This window comes from Streptomyces sp. NPDC050546 (assembly GCF_044457425.1).
In the GTDB taxonomy this organism is placed as follows: domain Bacteria; phylum Actinomycetota; class Actinomycetes; order Streptomycetales; family Streptomycetaceae; genus Streptomyces.
In genome coordinates this window covers 395935-413694 of sequence record NZ_JBITGX010000006.1, presented here as the reverse complement: position 1 = coordinate 413694, position 17760 = coordinate 395935, and the positions used below count along the sequence as shown (strand labels likewise).

Genomic DNA, 17760 nt, shown 5'->3' with positions numbered 1-17760 from the left:
TCACGGACCCCACGCGTGAAACGCTCAGCGTGACGTCACTCCCGCATTCTTGCTGCCGTTACCGTTTCGTGTCACTCGACTGTGGATAACTGGCCGCGATATGTCGGCCTTGCGACGCTTTCGAACGTGTGACTGACAGGATTTCGACAGCTGCGGCGGGCCGGCTCCGGGGTGGGACCGGGGCGGGTGACCAGGTCAGGAGGCGGGGTCGATCTCCCGCAGCAGTCCGGTCCCGACGTCGTAGACGAATCCGCGGACGTCGTCGGTGTGCGGCAGGAACGGCGAGGTGCGCACGCGCCGCATCGACTGCCGTACGTCCTGGTCGACGTCCTGGAAGGACTCCACCGCCCAGGCCGGGCGCTGGCCGACCTCGGCCTCAAGTTCGCCCCGGAAGTCCTCAGTGAGGGTCTCCATGCCGCAGCCGGTGTGGTGGACGAGGACGACGCTGCGCGTGCCCAGCTTGCGCTGGCTGATGGCGAGGGAGCGGATCACGTCGTCGGTGACGACGCCGCCGGCGTTGCGGATGGTGTGGCAGTCGCCGAGCTCGAGACCGAGCGTGGAGAGCGGGTCGAGGCGGGCGTCCATGCAGGCCACGACCGCCACGTGCAGGGCGGGCGCGGCGGCCATCCCGGCGTGGCCGAAGCCGGCGGCGTACCGGGTGTTGGCGTCGACGATCCGGTCGGTGACCGTGCCGCTGCCGCCTGTGGCGCTCTCCGAACCCGTGGGAACTGATGCAGAAGTCGTCATATCCATGACGGTACTGGTCACGACTGTTCCGAGCTCGCTGTGAGAGAGGACAAAGAAGGCCATCGGGCCTTGTAGTGAGGTAACCCACAAGGGTGGTGTGCCTGCCGGTCGCGACGCGCAGGCCGGTTGATTGACCGGGAGACACGGTGGACTAAAGTGACGCGAAGCGGGAGGCGAGGCTCTCCCCGCTGGACTGATTTCCCCGGAGACCCGGCGACGCCCGGCGATCTCCCCACGTGCGCGGCGCGTACGTACGGCTCGGCCTCCTCCCGCTCCCGGTCGGCTGACGCTTCCGGCGCCGGCAGGCCTCCCCTTCGGCAGCGGGCGGGGACCCGGCGGTGCGTGGGCCCGCGCCGGATCTGAGAGGCCCCCTTGAGCCAGACGCGACACGTCCCGGTGATGCTCCAGCGGTGCCTGGACCTGCTGGCACCCGCCCTGGAGGGCCCGGACGCGGTGGTCGTCGACTGCACCCTCGGCCTCGGCGGCCACAGCGAGGCGCTGCTCGAGCGGTTCCCCGAGGCCCGGCTCGTCGCCCTGGACCGCGACAAGGAGGCCCTGCGCCTGTCCGGCGAGCGCCTCGCGTCCTACGGGGAGCGCGCCACCCTCGTACACGCCGTCTACGACGAACTGCCCGAGGTGCTGGACAAGCTCGGCATCGCGCGCGTGCAAGGCGTTCTCTTCGACCTCGGCGTCTCCTCCATGCAGCTCGACGAGGCCGACCGCGGCTTCGCCTACGCCCAGGACGCTCCGCTCGACATGCGGATGGACCAGACGACCGGCGCCAGTGCCGCCGAGGTCCTCAACACCTACCCGCCGGGCGAACTCGTCCGCATCCTGCGGGCGTACGGCGAGGAGAAGCAGGCCAAGCGGATCGTCGCCGCGGTCGTGCGCGAGCGCGAGAAGGAGCCGTTCAGCAACAGCGCGCGGCTGGTCGAGCTGATCCGGGACGCCCTGCCGCAGGCCGCCAAGCGCACCGGCGGCAACCCGGCCAAGCGCACCTTCCAGGCCCTGCGTATCGAGGTCAACGGCGAGCTCTCCGTCCTGGAGCGGGCGATCCCGGCCGCCGTGAAGACGCTCGACGTGGGCGGGCGGATCGCCGTGCTGTCGTACCACTCGCTGGAGGACCGGCTGGTCAAGCAGGTGTTCGCGGCGGGAGCCGCCACCACCGCGCCGCCCGGACTGCCCGTCGTGCCCGAGCGTTACCAGCCGCGGCTCAAGCTGCTCACGCGCGGTGCCGAACTCCCCACGGAAGAGGAGATCGCCGAGAACCGGCGGGCGGCACCGGCGCGGTTGCGCGGGGCGCAGCGCATCAGAGAGGACGTCGAGTGAGCCACGTGCAGGGCGGCCGGGTGTTCCGGACCCGAGGGAGCGTGAGTGAGCAGTAAACCCGCACTGAAGGGGAGGGCGGCCCGTCTCGCGCGGCTCTTCCCGACCGGCACCGCGCGGGCGGCCCGCATGCCGTTCGTGCTCCTCGTGGTCCTCCTCCTCGGCGGCGGTCTCATCGGCCTACTGGTGCTGAACTCGGCCCTCAGCGAAGGCGCGTTCCAACTCGACGACCTCCAGCGCGAGACCAAGAGCCTCACCGACGAGGAACAGGCCCTCCAGCGGGACATCGACGCCTACTCCGCCCCCGAGGCCCTCCAGCGCCGTGCCCGCGAGCTCGGCATGGTGCCCGGCGGCGACCCCGCCTTCCTCGAGCGCGACGGCACCGTCAAGGGCGTCCCCAGCGCCGCCCCGGGCGCCTGGCAGAGCGCCGCGCACATCCCCCTCGTCCTCGCCCCCGAGGCCATGCCCAACGGCCCCGCCCCGACCCCCGGCAGGTGACGGAAGTGTCCGACAGGGAACCCCCGCGCCGCCGCGTGCCCGGCCCCGCCAGGCCCGCCCGGCCCGATGCCCGGCGGCGCCCCGGCCCCGGTGCCCGTCCGGCCCGGCGGCCGTCCCAGGCCCGGCCGGGGGCGCCCCGGCCCCTGCGGCTGGGCAGCCCCCGGCCCCGGCTGCGCCTGGTCGGGCTCGCGCTGACGCTGGTGATGATCGCCTTCGTGGTGCGGCTGTTCCAGGTGCAGGCCGTCGACGCGAGTACCTACGCGGCCAAGGCCGAGCAGAACCGCTACGTCGGGCAGGTGCTGGCGGCGGACCGGGGCGAGATCACCGACCGGTCCGGTGTGGCCCTGGCGACCAGCGAGGACGCCTACGACATCACGGCCGACCCCACGATGTTCGCCCCGGACCACCTGAAGATCGGTGACGGGCCCGAGCAGGCCGCAGCGCTCCTCGCGCCGATCCTCGGCCAGGACCAGGAGTCCCTGGTCGAGAAGCTGCGGCCGAAGAACAAGTCCCTGCGCTACACGAAGCTGGCCTCCCGCCAGACCCCGCAGGTCTGGAAGCAGATCAAGGACCTGAAGTCCGCGCTCGCCAAGAAGGAGGAGACGGACAAGTCCGCGCACAACGTCCTCGCGGGCGTCTTCTCCGTCGGCACCAGCAAGCGCGTGTACCCGAACGGCGACCTCGCCGCCGGGATACTGGGCTGGGTCAACGGCGAGGGCAAGCCCGGTGGCGGCATCGAACTCCAGCTGGACAAGGAGCTGGCCGGCAAGGACGGCAAGATCCGCTACGCCCAGTCCGGCGGCCGTCTCGTCCCCACCGTGGGTTCCACCGAGACACCCGCCGTGCCCGGCAGCGACGTCGAGCTCACCATCGACCGCGACATCCAGTGGGCCGCCCAGAAGGCCATCACCGACCAGGTGGAGGAGTCCGCGGCCGACCGCGGCTACGTCATCGTCCAGGACACCCGCACCGGCCAGATCCTGGCCATGGCGAACTCGCCCGGCTTTGATCCCAACGACCTGTCGGACGCCGACTCGGCCGCGCTCGGCAACGCGGCCGTCCAGGACGCCTTCGAGCCCGGCTCCACCGCCAAGGTCATGTCGATGGCGGCCGTCCTCCAGGAGAACACCGCCACCCCGATGACCCACGTCATCGTGCCCAACCGGCTGCACCGCGGCGACCGGCTCTTCAAGGACGACATCGACCACCCGACCTGGTACCTGACGCTCAACGGCGTCCTCGCCAAGTCGAGCAACATCGGCACCATCCTCGCCACCGGCCAGCTCGGCAAGACCCAGGCCCAGTCCAACAAGGTCCTCTACGACTACCTGCGCAAGTTCGGCCTCGGCAGCTACACCGGTCTGGGCTTCCCCGGCGAGACCAAGGGCATCCTCGCCCCGCCCGACAAGTGGTCGACCTCGCAGCAGTACACGATTCCTTTCGGCCAGGGAGTCTCCATCAACGCCATGCAGGCCGCGTCCGTGTACTCGACCATCGCCAACGGCGGCGTCCGCGTCGAACCCTCGCTCGTCCGCGGCACCAAGGGCCCCGAAGGCCGCTTCGCCCCGGCCCCAGAGCCCAGGAAGACCAGGGTCGTCAGCGCCAAGACGGCGAAGACCCTCGCCCAGATGCTGGAGTCCGTCGTGGACGACGAGGAGGGCACCGGCACCAAGGCGCGCATCCCCGGCTACCGCGTCGCGGGCAAGACCGGCACGGCCAACCGCGTTGATCCGGCCACCGGCAAGTACCACGGCTACACCTCGTCCTTCGCCGGCTTCGCGCCCGCCGACAAGCCCCGCGTCACCGTCTACTGCGCCATCCAGAACGCCACCCAGGGCAGCTACTTCGGCGGCCAGATCTGCGGCCCCGTCTACAAGAAGGTCATGGAGTTCGCACTGAAGTCCCTCCAGGTCCCGCCGACCGGCGCCAAGGCCGCGAAGCTGCCCGTCTCCTTCAACTGAACCCCGAGCCCTGATCAGCACCGAGCACCACCGAGCCACCAGGACCGCCCCCGTGACAACGATCACCCCCGACCCCGGGAACCAGAGCGCCGCCGCCCCCTCACTTCGCCCGGAGGCGGGTACGCCCGGTACGCTCACCGCCGTGCCACACGCTGATCAGTCCCAAACCACCCAGAAGGGCCATCCCGTGACATACCCCGGGCCGCCCAGGCCGGTGCAGGTCTCCGCCACACCCCTCGCGGAACTCTCCGATCAGCTGGGTGCTCCCACGCCGGAGAGCGCCGCCGAGGTCACGGGCATCACCCACGACTCACGCGCCGTGCGCCCCGGTGACCTGTACGCCGCCCTCCCGGGCGCCCGGCTGCACGGCGCCGACTTCGTCACGCAGGCCGCCGGCCTCGGCGCGGCCGCCGTGCTGACCGACCCCACCGGCGCGGAGCGCGCCGCGGAGTCCGGGCTGCCGGTCCTCGTCGTCGACGACCCCCGCGGGCGGATGGGCGAGCTGGCCGCGACGATCTACGGCCACCCCGGCCGGGACCTGCTCCAGATCGGCATCACGGGTACCTCAGGCAAGACCACCACCGCCTACCTCGTCGAGGGCGGCCTGAAGACCGTCAGGTCCACGGACGAGGGGGGCCGGCGCGTAGCGCCGTCGGTTGAGGGCGGTGGTGGGCGACGGGTGGGACTGATCGGCACGGTCGAGATGCGCATCGGCGACGAGCGCATCAAGTCCGAGCGCACCACCCCCGAGGCCACCGACCTCCAGGCCCTGTTCGCCGTCATGCGCGAACGCGGCGTCGACGCGGTCGCCATGGAGGTCTCCAGCCACGCCCTGGTCCTCGGCCGGGTCGACGGCTGCGTCTTCGACATCGGCGTCTTCACCAACCTCAGCCCGGAGCACATGGAGTTCCACTCCGGCATGGAGGACTACTTCCAGGCCAAGGCGCAGCTGTTCACGCCGGAACGCGGCAAACTCGGCGTGGTCAACGTCGACGACGAGTACGGCCGCAGGCTGGCGAACGAAGCCACCGTCCCGGTCGTCACCTACTCCGCCGAGGGCCACCCCGACGCCGACTGGCGCGCCGAGGACGTCGAGGTCGGCCAGCTGGACTCGACGTTCACCGTCATCGGGCCCAAGGGCGAGCGGATCAGCGCCAAGTCGCCGCTGCCGGGCCCCTTCAACGTGGCCAACACCCTCGCCGCGATCGTCGCCCTCGCCGTCGCCGGCCTCGACCCGCAGGCCGCAGCCGACGGCGTCGCCGCCGTACCCGGCGTGCCGGGCCGTCTGGAGCGCGTGGACGCCGGGCAGCCCTACCTCGCGGTCGTCGACTACGCCCACAAGACGGACGCGGTCGAATCGGTCCTCAAAGCGCTCCGCAAGGTCACCGAGGGCAAGCTGCACATCGTCCTCGGCTGTGGCGGCGACCGGGACAAGACCAAGCGCGAGCCCATGGGTGCCGCCGCGGCGCGGCTCGCCGACACCGCCGTACTGACCTCCGACAACCCCCGCGGCGAGGACCCCCTCGCGATCCTCGCCACGATGCTCCAGGGCGCGGCCTCCGTGCCCGCGCACGAGCGCGGCGAGGTGCAGGTCTTCGAGGACCGGGCCGCCGCGATCGCCGCCGCCGTCGCCCGCGCCGAGCCCGGCGACACCGTGCTGGTCGCGGGCAAGGGCCACGAGCAGGGCCAGGACATCGCCGGGGTGGTCCGTCCCTTCGACGACCGCCAGGTACTTCGCGAAGCCGTCCAGAAGACCCAGGGATGAAAATCCAGAAGACCCAGGGGATGAACTTGTGATCGCCCTCTCCCTCGCCGAGATCGCAGAAGTCGTCGGCGGGCAGACACACGACATACCGGACCCCTCCGTCCAGGTCACGGGCCCGGTCGTCCGTGACTCCCGCGAGGCGGTGCCGGGCAGCCTGTTCGCCGCCTTCGCCGGCGAGCGCGTGGACGGACACGACTACGCGGCGGCGGTCGTCGAGGCGGGAGCGGTGGCCGTGCTCGGCACCCGGCCCGTCGGCGTGCCCGCCATCGTCGTGGACGACGTACAGACGGCCCTCGGAGCCCTCGCGCGGCACGTCGTACGACGTCTCGGTGCCACCCTCGTCGCCCTCACCGGCTCGGCGGGCAAGACCAGCACCAAGGACCTCATCGCGCAGGTGCTCCGGAGCAAGGCGCCGACGGTGTTCACGCCGGGCTCGCTCAACAACGAGATCGGGCTGCCGCTGACCGCGCTCAGCGCGACCGAGGAGACCAGGTTCCTCGTCCTGGAGATGGGCGCCCGCGGCATCGGGCACATCAGCTACCTCGCCGGTCTGACGCCCCCGAAGGTCGGCCTCGTCCTCAACGTCGGCAGCGCCCACATCGGCGAGTTCGGCGGCCGTGAGCAGATCGCACAGGCCAAGGGCGAGCTGGTGGAGGCGCTGCCGTCCGAGGCCGACGGCGGCACCGCGGTCCTCAACGCGGACGACCCCTACGTACGGGCCATGGCCGCCCGTACGAAGGCGAAGGTGATCTTTTTCGGAGAGTCCGGCGAAGCGGACGTTCGCGCCGAGAACGTGCGACTCACGGACACCGGACAGCCCTCGTTCAGGCTTCACACACCCTCCGGTGCAAGTGACGTGACCATGCGCCTGTACGGTGAGCACCACGTGTCGAACGCGCTCGCCGCGGCCGCCGTCGCCCACGAACTGGGCATGTCCGCAGACGAGATCGCCGTGGCGCTCTCCGAGGCGGGCTCCCTCTCCCGCTGGCGGATGGAGGTCACCGAGCGCCCGGACGGCGTGACGATCGTCAACGACGCCTACAACGCGAACCCCGAGTCCATGCGAGCCGCTCTGCGCGCGCTCGCGGCGATGGGCAAGGGGCGGCGGACCTGGGCGGTGCTCGGCAAGATGGCCGAGCTCGGGGACGAGGCTCTCGCCGAGCACGACGCGGTCGGGCGGCTCGCCGTCCGGCTCAACGTCAGCAAGCTCGTCGCGGTCGGTGGCAGGGAAGCCGCCTGGCTGCAACTGGGCGCATATAACGAGGGTTCGTGGGGTGAGGAGTCGGTGCACGTGTCCGACGCACAGGCGGCGGTCGACCTGTTGCGCAGCGAGTTGCGCCCGGGGGACGTCGTACTCGTGAAGGCGTCCCGTTCGGTCGGCCTCGAGAGCGTGGCGCAGGCGCTCATCGAGTCCGGTGCCGAGGGTGAGGTTTCCGCCCGATGATGAAGCAGATCCTGTTCGCAGGAGTCATTGGCCTCTTCCTGACCCTGGTCGGCACCCCGCTGCTGATCAAGCTGCTCGCCCGCAAGGGCTACGGCCAGTACATCCGCGACGACGGCCCGCGCGAGCACGCCAGCAAGCGCGGTACGCCGACCATGGGCGGTATCGCCTTCATCCTGGCGACGGTCGCCGCGTACTTCCTGGCCAAGGTGATCACGGGCTATCTGGACCCGGAGGCCGACGCGGCACCGACCTTCTCGGGTCTGCTGGTGCTCGGCCTGATGGTCGGCATGGGCCTGGTCGGCTTCCTCGACGACTACATCAAGATCGTCAAGCGGCGTTCGCTGGGTCTGCGGGCCAAGGCGAAGATGGCCGGACAGCTCATCGTCGGCATCGGGTTCGCGGTGCTGTCGCTGCAGTTCGCGGACAACCGCGGCAACACCCCCGCCTCCACGAAGCTGTCGTTCATCACGGACTTCGGCTGGACGATCGGCCCCGTGCTGTTCGTGGTCTGGGCGCTGTTCATGATTCTCGCGATGTCGAACGGCGTGAACCTGACCGACGGTCTGGACGGTCTGGCCACCGGCGCCTCGGTGCTGGTCTTCGGCGCCTACACCTTCATCGGTGTCTGGCAGTTCCAGGAGTCCTGCGCCAACGCGCAGACCCTGACCAACCCGGGCGCGTGCTACGAGGTGAGAGACCCGCTCGACCTCGCGGTGGTCGCCTCCGCGCTGATGGGCGCCTGCCTCGGCTTCCTGTGGTGGAACACCTCGCCGGCCAAGATCTTCATGGGCGACACCGGTTCGCTGGCGCTCGGCGGTGTGCTCGCCGGCCTCGCGATCTGCTCCCGCACCGAGCTGCTGATCGCCATCCTCGGCGGCCTCTTCGTCCTGATCACCATGTCCGTGGTGATCCAGGTCGGCTCCTTCAGGCTCACCGGGAAGCGCGTCTTCCGGATGGCGCCACTCCAGCACCACTTCGAACTCAAGGGCTGGTCCGAAGTGCTTGTCGTGGTCCGCTTCTGGATCATTCAGGGCATTTGTGTGATCGTCGGACTAGGCCTCTTCTACGCAGGATGGGCAGCGGACAAGTGACCTCCTCGGAGCCCTTCGCCTTCCAGGGCAAGCGCATCACCGTCGCCGGGCTCGGCGTCTCCGGCGTCCCGGCGGCCAAGGTGCTGCACGGCCTCGGCGCGATCGTCACGGTCGTCAACGACGGCGCCGACGAGCGCGCCCGGGCGCAGGCGGCCGAGCTGGAGGCGCTCGGGATCACCGTGCGCCTCGGCGACGGCGACACGCTGCCCCAGGGCTCCGAACTGATCGTCACCGCGCCCGGCTGGAAGCCGGACAAGCCGCTGTTCGCGGCGGCGGAGCAGGCGGGCGTCCCGGTCTGGGGCGACGTCGAGCTGGCGTGGCGCCTGCGCGGCCCCGACGCCGCTCCCTGGCTCGCCGTCACGGGCACCAACGGCAAGACCACGACCGTCCAGATGCTCGCCTCGATCCTGGCGGCGGCGGGCCTGCGCACGGCCGCCGTCGGCAACATCGGCGTCTCGCTCCTGGACGCGGTGCTCGGCGAGGAGCGCTACGACGTGCTCGCCGTCGAGCTGTCCAGCTACCAGCTGCACTGGGCGCCGTCCCTGCGCGCCCACTCGGCCGCCGTGCTGAACCTCGCCCCCGACCACCTCGACTGGCACGGCTCCATGGAGGCGTACGCCGCCGACAAGGGCCGTATCTACGAGGGCAATCAGGTCGCCTGTGTCTACAACGTGGCCGACAAGGCGACGGAGGACCTGGTCCGCGAGGCCGACGTCGAGGAGGGCTGCCGGGCCGTCGGCTTCACCCTCGGCACGCCCGCGCCCTCCCAACTCGGTGTCGTGGAGGGCATCCTGGTCGACCGCGCCTTCGTCGAGAACCGGCAGAAGAACGCCCAGGAGCTGGCCGAGGTCGCCGACGTGAACCCGCCGGCCCCGCACAACATCGCCAACGCCCTCGCGGCGGCGGCCCTCGCCCGGGCCTACGGCGTGCCCGCCAAGGCCGTACGGGACGGTCTGCGGGCCTTCACCCCGGACGCCCACCGCATCGCGCTCGTGGCCGACGTGGACGGCGTCGCGTACGTCGACGACTCCAAGGCCACCAACACCCACGCGGCGGAAGCCTCGTTGGCGGCGTACGAGCCGATCGTGTGGATCGCGGGCGGGCTCGCCAAGGGCGCGGCCTTCGACGAGCTGGTCGCCAAGTCGGCGAAGCGGCTGCGCGGGGCCGTGCTGATCGGCGCGGACCGCGCGCTCATCCGCGAAGCCCTGGCGCGACACGCCCCGGAAGTACCCGTCGTCGACCTCGACCGGACCGACACTGGGGCGATGCTCCAGGCTGTCCAGGAGGCGCGGCGGCTCGCACAGCCCGGCGACACGGTGCTGCTGGCCCCGGCCTGCGCCTCGATGGACATGTTCACCAACTACAACAAGCGTGGTGACGCGTTCGCGGAGGCGGTTCGCGCACTCGGCGCGGGCACCTGACGGTCGGTCTCGGCCACGGCGGGTGCTTCGGGACCCTTGGAGGGACGCGTGACTCGGATGTGGCCCGAGACGAACCGGCGGGCACCCGCCGCCGACCCGGGGCCGACGCCCCCGCCCCTCCCACGCGCCCTCACGGGAGACGTCGATGCCCGGTAGCCGTACCGGAGGGCCGCCCGCGCAGCGGCCCGTCCGCCGGCCCGCCACGCCCCGGCCGGCGCGCGAGAGCGGCGTCCTGGGCCTGTACCTGCGGGCGCGCAGGGGCTGGGACCGGCCGCTGACCGCCTACTACCTGATCTTCGGCGGCAGCCTGCTGATCACGGTGCTGGGGCTGGTGATGGTCTACTCGGCCTCCCAGATCACCGCGCTGCAGATGTCGCTGCCGGGCTCATACTTCTTCCGCAAGCAGCTGCTCGCGGCGGTGATCGGCGCGGGGCTGCTGTTCGCCGCCTCACGGATGCCGGTGAAGCTGCACCGGGCGCTGGCCTACCCCATCCTCGCGGGTGCCGTCTTCCTGATGATCCTGGTACAGATCCCGGGGATAGGAGTGTCGGTCAACGGCAACCAGAACTGGATCGCCGTCGGCGGCTCCTTCCAGATCCAGCCCAGCGAGTTCGGCAAGCTCGCCCTCGTGCTGTGGGGCGCCGACCTGCTCGCCCGCAAGCAGGACAGGAAGCTGCTGACCCAGTGGAAGCACATGCTCGTCCCGCTGGTGCCGGCCGCCTTCATGCTGCTCGGGCTGATCATGATCGGCGGCGACATGGGCACGGCGATCATCCTCACCGCCATCCTGTTCGGCCTGCTCTGGCTGGCCGGCGCGCCCACGCGGCTGTTCGCCGGTGTGCTGTCGATCGCCGCCGTGCTCGGCCTGATCCTCATCAAGACCAGCGCCAACCGCATGGCCCGGTTGCAGTGCCTCGGCGCCACCGAACCCCAGTCGGGCCCCGTCGACTGCTGGCAGGCCGTACACGGCATCTACGCCCTGGCCTCGGGCGGAATCTTCGGCTCCGGGCTGGGCGCGAGTGTGGAGAAATGGGGCCAACTCCCCGAAGCCCACACCGACTTCATCTTCGCCGTCACCGGTGAGGAACTGGGCCTGGCGGGGACGCTGTCGGTACTCGCCCTCTTCGCGGCTCTAGGCTATGCGGGTATCCGCGTGGCCGGACGCACGGAGGACCCCTTCGTCAGGTATGCCGCGGGAGGCGTGACCACCTGGATCACGGCCCAGGCCGTGATCAACATCGGTGCGGTGCTCGGTCTGCTGCCGATCGCCGGCGTCCCCCTCCCGCTGTTCTCCTACGGAGGATCCGCCCTGCTGCCGACCATGTTCGCCATCGGGCTGCTGATCGCCTTCGCACGCGACGAGCCCGCTGCGCGGGCGGCGCTTGCGATGCGGCAACCCCGCTTTGGTAGAAAGCGGGGGGCTGGGGGCACCGGTTCCATTCGGAGTCCCCGGAGATGGAACACGATGCGACGGCGTGCCTCGGCGGCGCGCTCGTCCGGAGAGCGGTGAATTTCGGTGCATGTCGTACTCGCCGGCGGAGGAACCGCGGGCCACATCGAGCCCGCGCTCGCCCTCGCGGACGCCCTGCGCAGGCAGGATCCGAGCGTGGGCATCACGGCCCTGGGAACGGAGCGCGGCCTCGAGACACGTCTCGTGCCCGAGCGTGGGTACGAACTCGCGCTGATCCCCGCCGTGCCGCTGCCGCGCAAGCCCACCCCCGAGCTGATCACCGTCCCGGGCCGGCTGCGCGGGACGATCAAGGCGACCGAGCAGATCCTGGAGCGCACCAGGGCGGACGCCGTGGTCGGCTTCGGAGGCTATGTCGCCCTGCCCGGCTACCTCGCGGCCAAGCGCCTCGGCGTGCCGATCGTCATCCACGAGGCCAATGCCCGCCCGGGCCTGGCCAACAAGATCGGCTCGCGGTACGCCAGCCAGGTCGCGGTCTCCACGCCGGACAGCAAGCTGCGCAACTCCCGTTACATCGGCATCCCGCTGCGCCGCTCCATCGCCACCCTGGACCGGGCCGCCGTACGCCCCGAGGCCCGGGCCGCCTTCGGCCTCGACCCGAACCTGCCCACGCTGCTGGTCACCGGCGGCTCCCAGGGTGCTCGCCGCCTGAACGAGGTCGTCCAGCAGGTCGCGCCCTGGCTCCAGCAGGCCGGAATCCAGATCCTGCACGCGGTCGGTCCGAAGAACGAACTGCCGCAGGTCCAGCAGATGCCGGGAATGCCCCCCTACATCCCGGTAAGTTATCTGGACCGGATGGACCTCGCGTACGCCGCGGCGGACATGATGCTCTGCCGCGCGGGCGCGATGACCGTCGCCGAACTCTCCGCCGTCGGGCTCCCGGCCGCCTATGTCCCGCTGCCCATCGGCAACGGCGAACAGCGGCTCAACGCCCAGCCGGTGGTCAAGGCCGGCGGCGGCCTGCTGGTCGACGACGCGGAGCTGACCCCCGAGTGGGTCCAGCAGAACGTCCTGCCCGTGCTCGCCGACCCGCACCGGCTGTACCAGATGTCCCGCAGTGCCGCCGAGTTCGGCCGCCGGGACGCCGACGACCTGCTCGTCGGCATGGTGTACGAGGCGATCGCCGCCAGTCGTGCACACCGCTAGGACTGTATGACGGAAGGCAGGGGAGCGTGGCCGGATCGACCACCGCCGAGCGCGGTGAACGCCAGCAGAAGTCGTCCGGCCCGCCGCTCCGCCCGCGGTCGAGGCGGGCCCGGCTTCGTGTGATTGTCATCCTGGGCCTCGTCCTGGTCTTCCTCGGCTTCCCGACGGTCTGGCTGTTCTACGGCTCCGACTGGCTGCGTGCCGAGCGCGTCTCCGTGTCGGGCACCAGGGTCCTGACACCGGCTCAGGTCAGGGCCGCCGCCGACGTACCCCTCGGGAAGCCGCTGATTTCCGTCGACACCGAAGCGATCGAGACACGACTGCGCCGGAAATTGCCCCGAATTGACTCGGTTGACGTGGTCCGTTCCTGGCCCGAGGGAATCGGGCTGAAAGTGGTCGAGCGGACTCCGGTTCTGATTGTCCAAAAGGGCGGAAAGTTCGTCGAAGTGGACGATGAAGGTGTCCGTTTCGCCACGGTGTCCGAGGCCCCGAAAGGCGTGCCCGCACTGGAATTGACACTGTCCCGGTCCAGCTCCGCCGCCGCGAGCCTGCGCCGCTTCGGCGAGGCCCGGCTGGTGCGCGAGGCGGTCGTCGTCGCCCGGGCCGTTCCGGCCGCCGTCGCCCGCGGCACACAGACCGTCAAGGTCCGTTCCTACGACGACATCTCGCTGGAGCTGAGGGACGGGCGCACGGTCGTCTGGGGCAGCAGCGAGAAGGGCGCGGTCAAGGCCCGTACGCTCACCGCCCTGATGAAAGCCTCGCCCGGCGCGCGTTACTTCGACGTGAGTGTTCCCACCGCGCCCGCGTCATCAGCGAGTTGACGCACATCCGCGCAGGCCAGCACCCTGGTTGGGCAGTGCTACGGCTGATCACATAGGGTGAAAAGAAAAACGGGAGGTTCGGCGTGTTCGTTGAACGTGCGCCACTTGTCGACTTAGTGTCCTGTTCAGAAGACTCCAAGGAACAGACACACTGGTAACCCTAAACTTCAGGGTTAGGGTTCGGGTCGGCGATACGGACCGTCCCATTCGGCATCAGTCGTCGGGTCGCGGGGCGCAGTGCGTCACGGTGATTCGGCGACACGTAACTCGAGGCGAGAGGCCTTCGACGTGGCAGCACCGCAGAACTACCTCGCAGTCATCAAAGTCATCGGTGTCGGCGGCGGTGGTGTCAATGCCATCAACCGGATGATCGAGGTCGGTCTCAAGGGCGTCGAGTTCATCGCCATCAACACCGACGCGCAAGCTCTGTTGATGAGCGACGCCGACGTCAAGCTGGACGTCGGCCGTGAACTCACCCGCGGACTCGGCGCCGGAGCCAACCCGGCCGTGGGCCGCAAGGCCGCCGAGGACCACCGCGAGGAGATCGAGGAGGTCCTCAAGGGGGCCGACATGGTCTTCGTGACAGCCGGTGAAGGCGGCGGCACCGGCACCGGCGGGGCGCCCGTCGTGGCCAACATCGCCCGCTCGCTCGGCGCTCTCACCATCGGTGTGGTCACGCGCCCGTTCACCTTCGAGGGCCGACGCCGCGCGAACCAGGCCGAGGACGGCATCGCCGAGCTCCGCGAGGAGGTCGACACCCTCATCGTCATCCCGAACGACCGGCTGCTGTCCATCTCGGACCGCCAGGTCTCGGTGCTGGACGCCTTCAAGTCGGCCGACCAGGTCCTGCTCTCCGGTGTCCAGGGCATCACCGACCTCATCACCACCCCCGGCCTCATCAACCTCGACTTCGCCGACGTCAAGTCGGTCATGTCCGAGGCGGGCTCGGCGCTGATGGGCATCGGCTCGGCGCGTGGCGACGACCGCGCGGTGGCCGCGGCCGAGATGGCGATCTCCTCGCCGCTGCTGGAGGCGTCCATCGACGGCGCCCGCGGTGTGCTCCTCTCCATCTCCGGCGGCAGCGACCTCGGTCTGTTCGAGATCAACGAGGCCGCCCAGCTGGTGAGCGAGGCCGCCCACCCCGAGGCCAACATCATCTTCGGTGCGGTGATCGACGACGCCCTCGGCGACGAGGTCCGGGTCACCGTGATCGCGGCCGGCTTCGACGGGGGCCAGCCGCCGTCCAAGCGGGACAACGTCCTCGGCTCGTCCTCGGCCAAGCGCGAGGAGCCGGCACCGGCGCGGCAGACCGAGAGCCGCCCGTCCTTCGGCTCGCTCGGCAGCGTGACCCCGAAGGAGGACCCGGAGCCCGCTCCGGAGCCGGTCAACGACATCCCGGTCGCCCCGCCGGTCCCGCCGGCGCCGCGGACCTACTCGGACAGCGCGGCCGAGGAACTGGACGTACCGGACTTCCTCAAGTGATCCTTCAGTCGTGATAGGACAGCGCGAGAGCGTGGGCGGCGCGCACTTCGGCTTCACCGACCGGTGGGGCGGAGTGAGCGCCGCTCCGTATGAGGAGCTCAATCTCGGCGGAGCGGTCGGCGACGACCCCGACGCCGTACGCACCAACCGGGACCTGGCCGCCAAGTCCCTGGGTGTCGAGCCGGACCGGGTGGTCTGGATGAACCAGGTGCACGGGGCCGACGTGGCGGTGGTGGACCGGCCGTGGGGATCTTCGTCGGAGATCCCGTCGGTCGACGCGATCGTCACGGTGAAGCGGGGGCTCGCCCTCGCCGTGCTCACCGCGGACTGCGTGCCGGTGCTGCTCGCCGACCCGGTCGCCGGGATCGCCGCAGCGGCCCACGCGGGCCGCCCCGGCATGATCGCCGGGGTCGTCCCGGCCGCGCTACGCGCGATGACCGAACTGGGGGCCGAGCCCTCCCGGATCGTCGCCCGCACCGGGCCCACCGTCTGCGGCCGGTGTTACGAGGTGCCGGGGGCGATGCGCGCCGAGGTGTCCGCCGTCGAGCCGGCGGCGTACGCCGAAACCAGTTGGGGCACTCCGGCGGTCGACGTGAGCGCCGGGGTGCACGCCCAGCTCGAACGGCTCGGGGTGCGTGACCGGGCGCAGTCTCCGGTGTGCACGCTGGAGTCGGACGATCACTTCTCGTACCGCCGCGACCGCACCACCGGTCGGCTCGCGGGCTATGTGTGGCTGGACTGATGGGGCATGACGGACCGTAAGGACGAACTCGCCGCGAATCTGGCGAAAGTTGAGCGACGCATCGCCGACGCATGCGCGGCCGCCGGGCGGGGGCGCGAGGAAGTGACCCTGATCGTGGTCACCAAGACCTATCCCGCGAGCGATGTGCGCATGTTGTCGGAACTCGGGGTGCGGCATGTCGCCGAGAACCGCGATCAGGACGCGGCCCCCAAGGCTGCCGCCTGTGCGGATCTGCCCCTTTCATGGCACTTCGTCGGTCAACTCCAGACCAACAAGGTGCGATCGGTGGTCGATTACGCGGACTTCGTGCAGTCCGTCGATCGTTCCAAGCTCGTCACAGCTCTGTCGAAGGAAGCCGTCCGGGCCGGGCGCGAACTGGGGTGCCTCATCCAGGTCGCGCTCGACGCCGGGGAGAGCGCGAGGGGGGAGCGGGGAGGCGTGGCTCCCGGCGGGATCGAGGAGTTGGCCGGCCTCGTGGCCGAGGCGCCGGGGTTGCGGCTCGGCGGACTGATGACCGTCGCGCCGCTCACCGGCGAGTATGCGGGACGCGAACAGGCGGCGTTCGAGCGGTTGATGGTTTTGTCGACCGACCTGCGCCGGAGTCATCCGACTGCCACCATGGTCTCGGCAGGGATGAGTGCGGACCTCGAACAGGCCGTGGCGGCCGGAGCGACACATGTGCGCGTCGGCAGCGCGGTACTCGGAGTCCGCCCCAGGCTCGGGTAACGTCGCCAAGAAGTCGGACCACAGCAGAAAATATGGTCATTGCCGCCGATAGGCGGACTCAAGGACCTCGTGGATCGCAGGCACTTGGCAGTCGTCAGCAGATCCACCACAGAGCGGAGGACTCAGAGCATGGCCGGCGCGATGCGCAAGATGGCGGTCTACCTCGGCCTCGTGGAGGACGATGGGTACGACGGCCGCGGATTCGACCCCGACGACGACTTCGAACCCGAACTGGACCCGGAGCCCGAGCGGGACCACCGACGGCACGAGCCGTCCCATCAGCCGCACGTCTCACATCAGCCCCAAAGGGACGAAGAGGTACGAGTCGTACAGCCGTCCGTGCCTCGCGAACCGGCCCCCCGTTCCGCTTCGCTCCCCGCGGAATCCGGGCGCCCGGCGCGTATCGCGCCCGTGGCATCCATCACACAAGAACGCGCAAGTCTGGAGAAGAACGCACCGGTGATCATGCCCAAGGTCGTGTCCGAACGAGAGCCTTACCGGATCACCACACTCCACCCACGGACCTACAACGAGGCCCGTACCATCGGGGAACACTTCCGTGAAGGCACTCCGGTGATCATGAATCTGACTGAGATGGATGACACAGATGCGAAGCGACTTGTCGACTTTGCGGCTGGTCTGGTGTTTGGTCTTCACGGCAGTATCGAGCGGGTGACGCAGAAGGTGTTCCTGTTGTCGCCTGCTAACGTCGATGTCACGGCGGAGGACAAGGCCCGCATCGCAGAGGGCGGGTTCTTCAACCAGAGCTGAGACGCACCACCGGAAACAGCAGTACCCAGCAGGGCACAGGGGAGAGGGAAGCGCAGGTCATGAGCGTGGTTTTGGATGTCATCTACATCGCGCTGATGTGCTTTCTCATCGTGCTCATCTTCCGGTTGGTCATGGACTATGTCTTCCAGTTCGCCCGCTCATGGCAACCCGGCAAGGCGATGGTGGTCGTTCTGGAGGCCACCTACACTGTCACTGATCCACCGCTCAAGCTTCTGCGGCGGGTCATTCCGCCGCTGCGTCTCGGGGGCGTGGCGCTAGACCTGTCCTTCTTCGTACTGATGATCATCGTCTACATCCTGATCTCGATCGTGAGCCGGCTGTGATGAGCGA

16 protein-coding genes are annotated in these 17760 nt (G+C 70.0%); 15 read left to right on the top strand and 1 reads right to left on the bottom strand.

Features of this window, described 5'->3' with window-relative positions:
* Positions 1 to 195: 195 nt before the first annotated feature.
* Positions 196 to 747 carry a beta-class carbonic anhydrase gene (locus tag ACIBK5_RS17915; protein WP_399020680.1) on the bottom strand — a complete coding sequence of 184 codons (552 nt, stop codon included), beginning with the start codon at positions 745 to 747 and terminating at the stop codon, positions 196 to 198.
* Between the two features lie 372 nt (positions 748 to 1119).
* Between ACIBK5_RS17915 and rsmH the strand changes: the two genes are divergently transcribed.
* The 15 genes from rsmH to ACIBK5_RS17840 all read left to right on the top strand — a co-directional run bounded on the left by rsmH (position 1120) and on the right by ACIBK5_RS17840 (position 17753).
* Positions 1120 to 2076: a 16S rRNA (cytosine(1402)-N(4))-methyltransferase RsmH gene (gene rsmH / locus ACIBK5_RS17910; RefSeq protein WP_399020678.1), complete on the top strand. Its 957-nt coding sequence runs from the start codon at positions 1120 to 1122 to the stop codon at positions 2074 to 2076.
* 45 nt (positions 2077 to 2121) lie between these two features.
* The gene (locus ACIBK5_RS17905; RefSeq protein WP_399020675.1) at positions 2122 to 2571 is read left to right on the top strand and encodes a septum formation initiator family protein; all 450 of its coding nucleotides are present in this window, start codon (positions 2122 to 2124) and stop codon (positions 2569 to 2571) included.
* A gap of 5 nt (positions 2572 to 2576) precedes the next feature.
* Positions 2577 to 4532, top strand: a complete 1956-nt coding sequence (locus tag ACIBK5_RS17900; protein WP_399020673.1) for a peptidoglycan D,D-transpeptidase FtsI family protein — start codon at positions 2577 to 2579, stop codon at positions 4530 to 4532.
* Between the two features lie 187 nt (positions 4533 to 4719).
* Positions 4720 to 6297 carry a UDP-N-acetylmuramoyl-L-alanyl-D-glutamate--2,6-diaminopimelate ligase gene (locus ACIBK5_RS17895; protein ID WP_399020671.1) on the top strand — a complete coding sequence of 526 codons (1578 nt, stop codon included), beginning with the start codon at positions 4720 to 4722 and terminating at the stop codon, positions 6295 to 6297.
* 28 nt (positions 6298 to 6325) lie between these two features.
* Positions 6326 to 7741 carry a UDP-N-acetylmuramoyl-tripeptide--D-alanyl-D-alanine ligase gene (gene murF / locus ACIBK5_RS17890; protein ID WP_399020668.1) on the top strand — a complete coding sequence of 472 codons (1416 nt, stop codon included), beginning with the start codon at positions 6326 to 6328 and terminating at the stop codon, positions 7739 to 7741.
* On the top strand, positions 7741 to 8832 hold the full coding sequence (gene mraY, locus ACIBK5_RS17885; protein WP_215124499.1) for a phospho-N-acetylmuramoyl-pentapeptide-transferase: 1092 nt from the start codon (positions 7741 to 7743) through the stop codon (positions 8830 to 8832). Before murF ends, mraY begins: the two co-directional genes overlap by 1 nt.
* Positions 8814 to 10253, top strand: coding sequence for a UDP-N-acetylmuramoyl-L-alanine--D-glutamate ligase (murD, locus tag ACIBK5_RS17880; protein ID WP_399020666.1), 1440 nt, complete (start codon positions 8814 to 8816; stop codon positions 10251 to 10253). The genes mraY and murD overlap by 19 nt, the downstream gene beginning before the upstream one ends.
* 145 nt (positions 10254 to 10398) lie before the next feature.
* Positions 10399 to 11763 (top strand): putative lipid II flippase FtsW, encoded by a 1365-nt coding sequence (gene ftsW, locus ACIBK5_RS17875; RefSeq protein ID WP_399020664.1) that lies wholly within the window; start codon positions 10399 to 10401, stop codon positions 11761 to 11763.
* Positions 11764 to 11769: 6 nt separating this feature from the next.
* Positions 11770 to 12867, top strand: coding sequence for an undecaprenyldiphospho-muramoylpentapeptide beta-N-acetylglucosaminyltransferase (murG, locus tag ACIBK5_RS17870; protein ID WP_382499101.1), 1098 nt, complete (start codon positions 11770 to 11772; stop codon positions 12865 to 12867).
* Positions 12868 to 12893: 26 nt separating this feature from the next.
* On the top strand, positions 12894 to 13688 hold the full coding sequence (locus ACIBK5_RS17865; protein ID WP_399020661.1) for a cell division protein FtsQ/DivIB: 795 nt from the start codon (positions 12894 to 12896) through the stop codon (positions 13686 to 13688).
* Positions 13689 to 13976: 288 nt separating this feature from the next.
* On the top strand, positions 13977 to 15170 hold the full coding sequence (gene ftsZ, locus ACIBK5_RS17860) for a cell division protein FtsZ (protein ID WP_189729071.1): 1194 nt from the start codon (positions 13977 to 13979) through the stop codon (positions 15168 to 15170).
* A 10-nt stretch (positions 15171 to 15180) separates the two neighbouring features.
* A complete protein-coding gene (pgeF, locus tag ACIBK5_RS17855; protein WP_399020659.1) occupies positions 15181 to 15912 on the top strand; it encodes a peptidoglycan editing factor PgeF in 732 nt (243 codons plus the stop codon).
* A 6-nt stretch (positions 15913 to 15918) separates the two neighbouring features.
* On the top strand, positions 15919 to 16638 hold the full coding sequence (locus ACIBK5_RS17850) for a YggS family pyridoxal phosphate-dependent enzyme (protein WP_399020657.1): 720 nt from the start codon (positions 15919 to 15921) through the stop codon (positions 16636 to 16638).
* A 129-nt stretch (positions 16639 to 16767) separates the two neighbouring features.
* Complete coding sequence (locus tag ACIBK5_RS17845; protein ID WP_184596554.1) at positions 16768 to 17409, top strand: cell division protein SepF; 642 nt, start codon at positions 16768 to 16770, stop codon at positions 17407 to 17409.
* A gap of 59 nt (positions 17410 to 17468) precedes the next feature.
* Positions 17469 to 17753, top strand: a complete 285-nt coding sequence (locus ACIBK5_RS17840; RefSeq protein ID WP_115908676.1) for a YggT family protein — start codon at positions 17469 to 17471, stop codon at positions 17751 to 17753.
* Positions 17754 to 17760: the final 7 nt, after the last annotated feature.

Bases quoted from the DNA above. Each gene is read 5' to 3' on its own strand.
- ftsW (WP_399020664.1), top strand. From the start codon at position 10,399: ATGCCCGGTAGCCGTACCGGAGGGCCGCCCGCGCAGCGGCCCGTCCGC.
- ACIBK5_RS17850 (WP_399020657.1), top strand. From the start codon at position 15,919: ATGACGGACCGTAAGGACGAACTCGCCGCGAATCTGGCGAAAGTTGAG.
- ACIBK5_RS17915 (WP_399020680.1), bottom strand. From the start codon at position 747: ATGACGACTTCTGCATCAGTTCCCACGGGTTCGGAGAGCGCCACAGGC.
- mraY (WP_215124499.1), top strand. From the start codon at position 7,741: ATGAAGCAGATCCTGTTCGCAGGAGTCATTGGCCTCTTCCTGACCCTG.
- ACIBK5_RS17845 (WP_184596554.1), top strand. From the start codon at position 16,768: ATGGCCGGCGCGATGCGCAAGATGGCGGTCTACCTCGGCCTCGTGGAG.
- ACIBK5_RS17840 (WP_115908676.1), top strand. From the start codon at position 17,469: ATGAGCGTGGTTTTGGATGTCATCTACATCGCGCTGATGTGCTTTCTC.
- murD (WP_399020666.1), top strand. From the start codon at position 8,814: ATGGGCAGCGGACAAGTGACCTCCTCGGAGCCCTTCGCCTTCCAGGGC.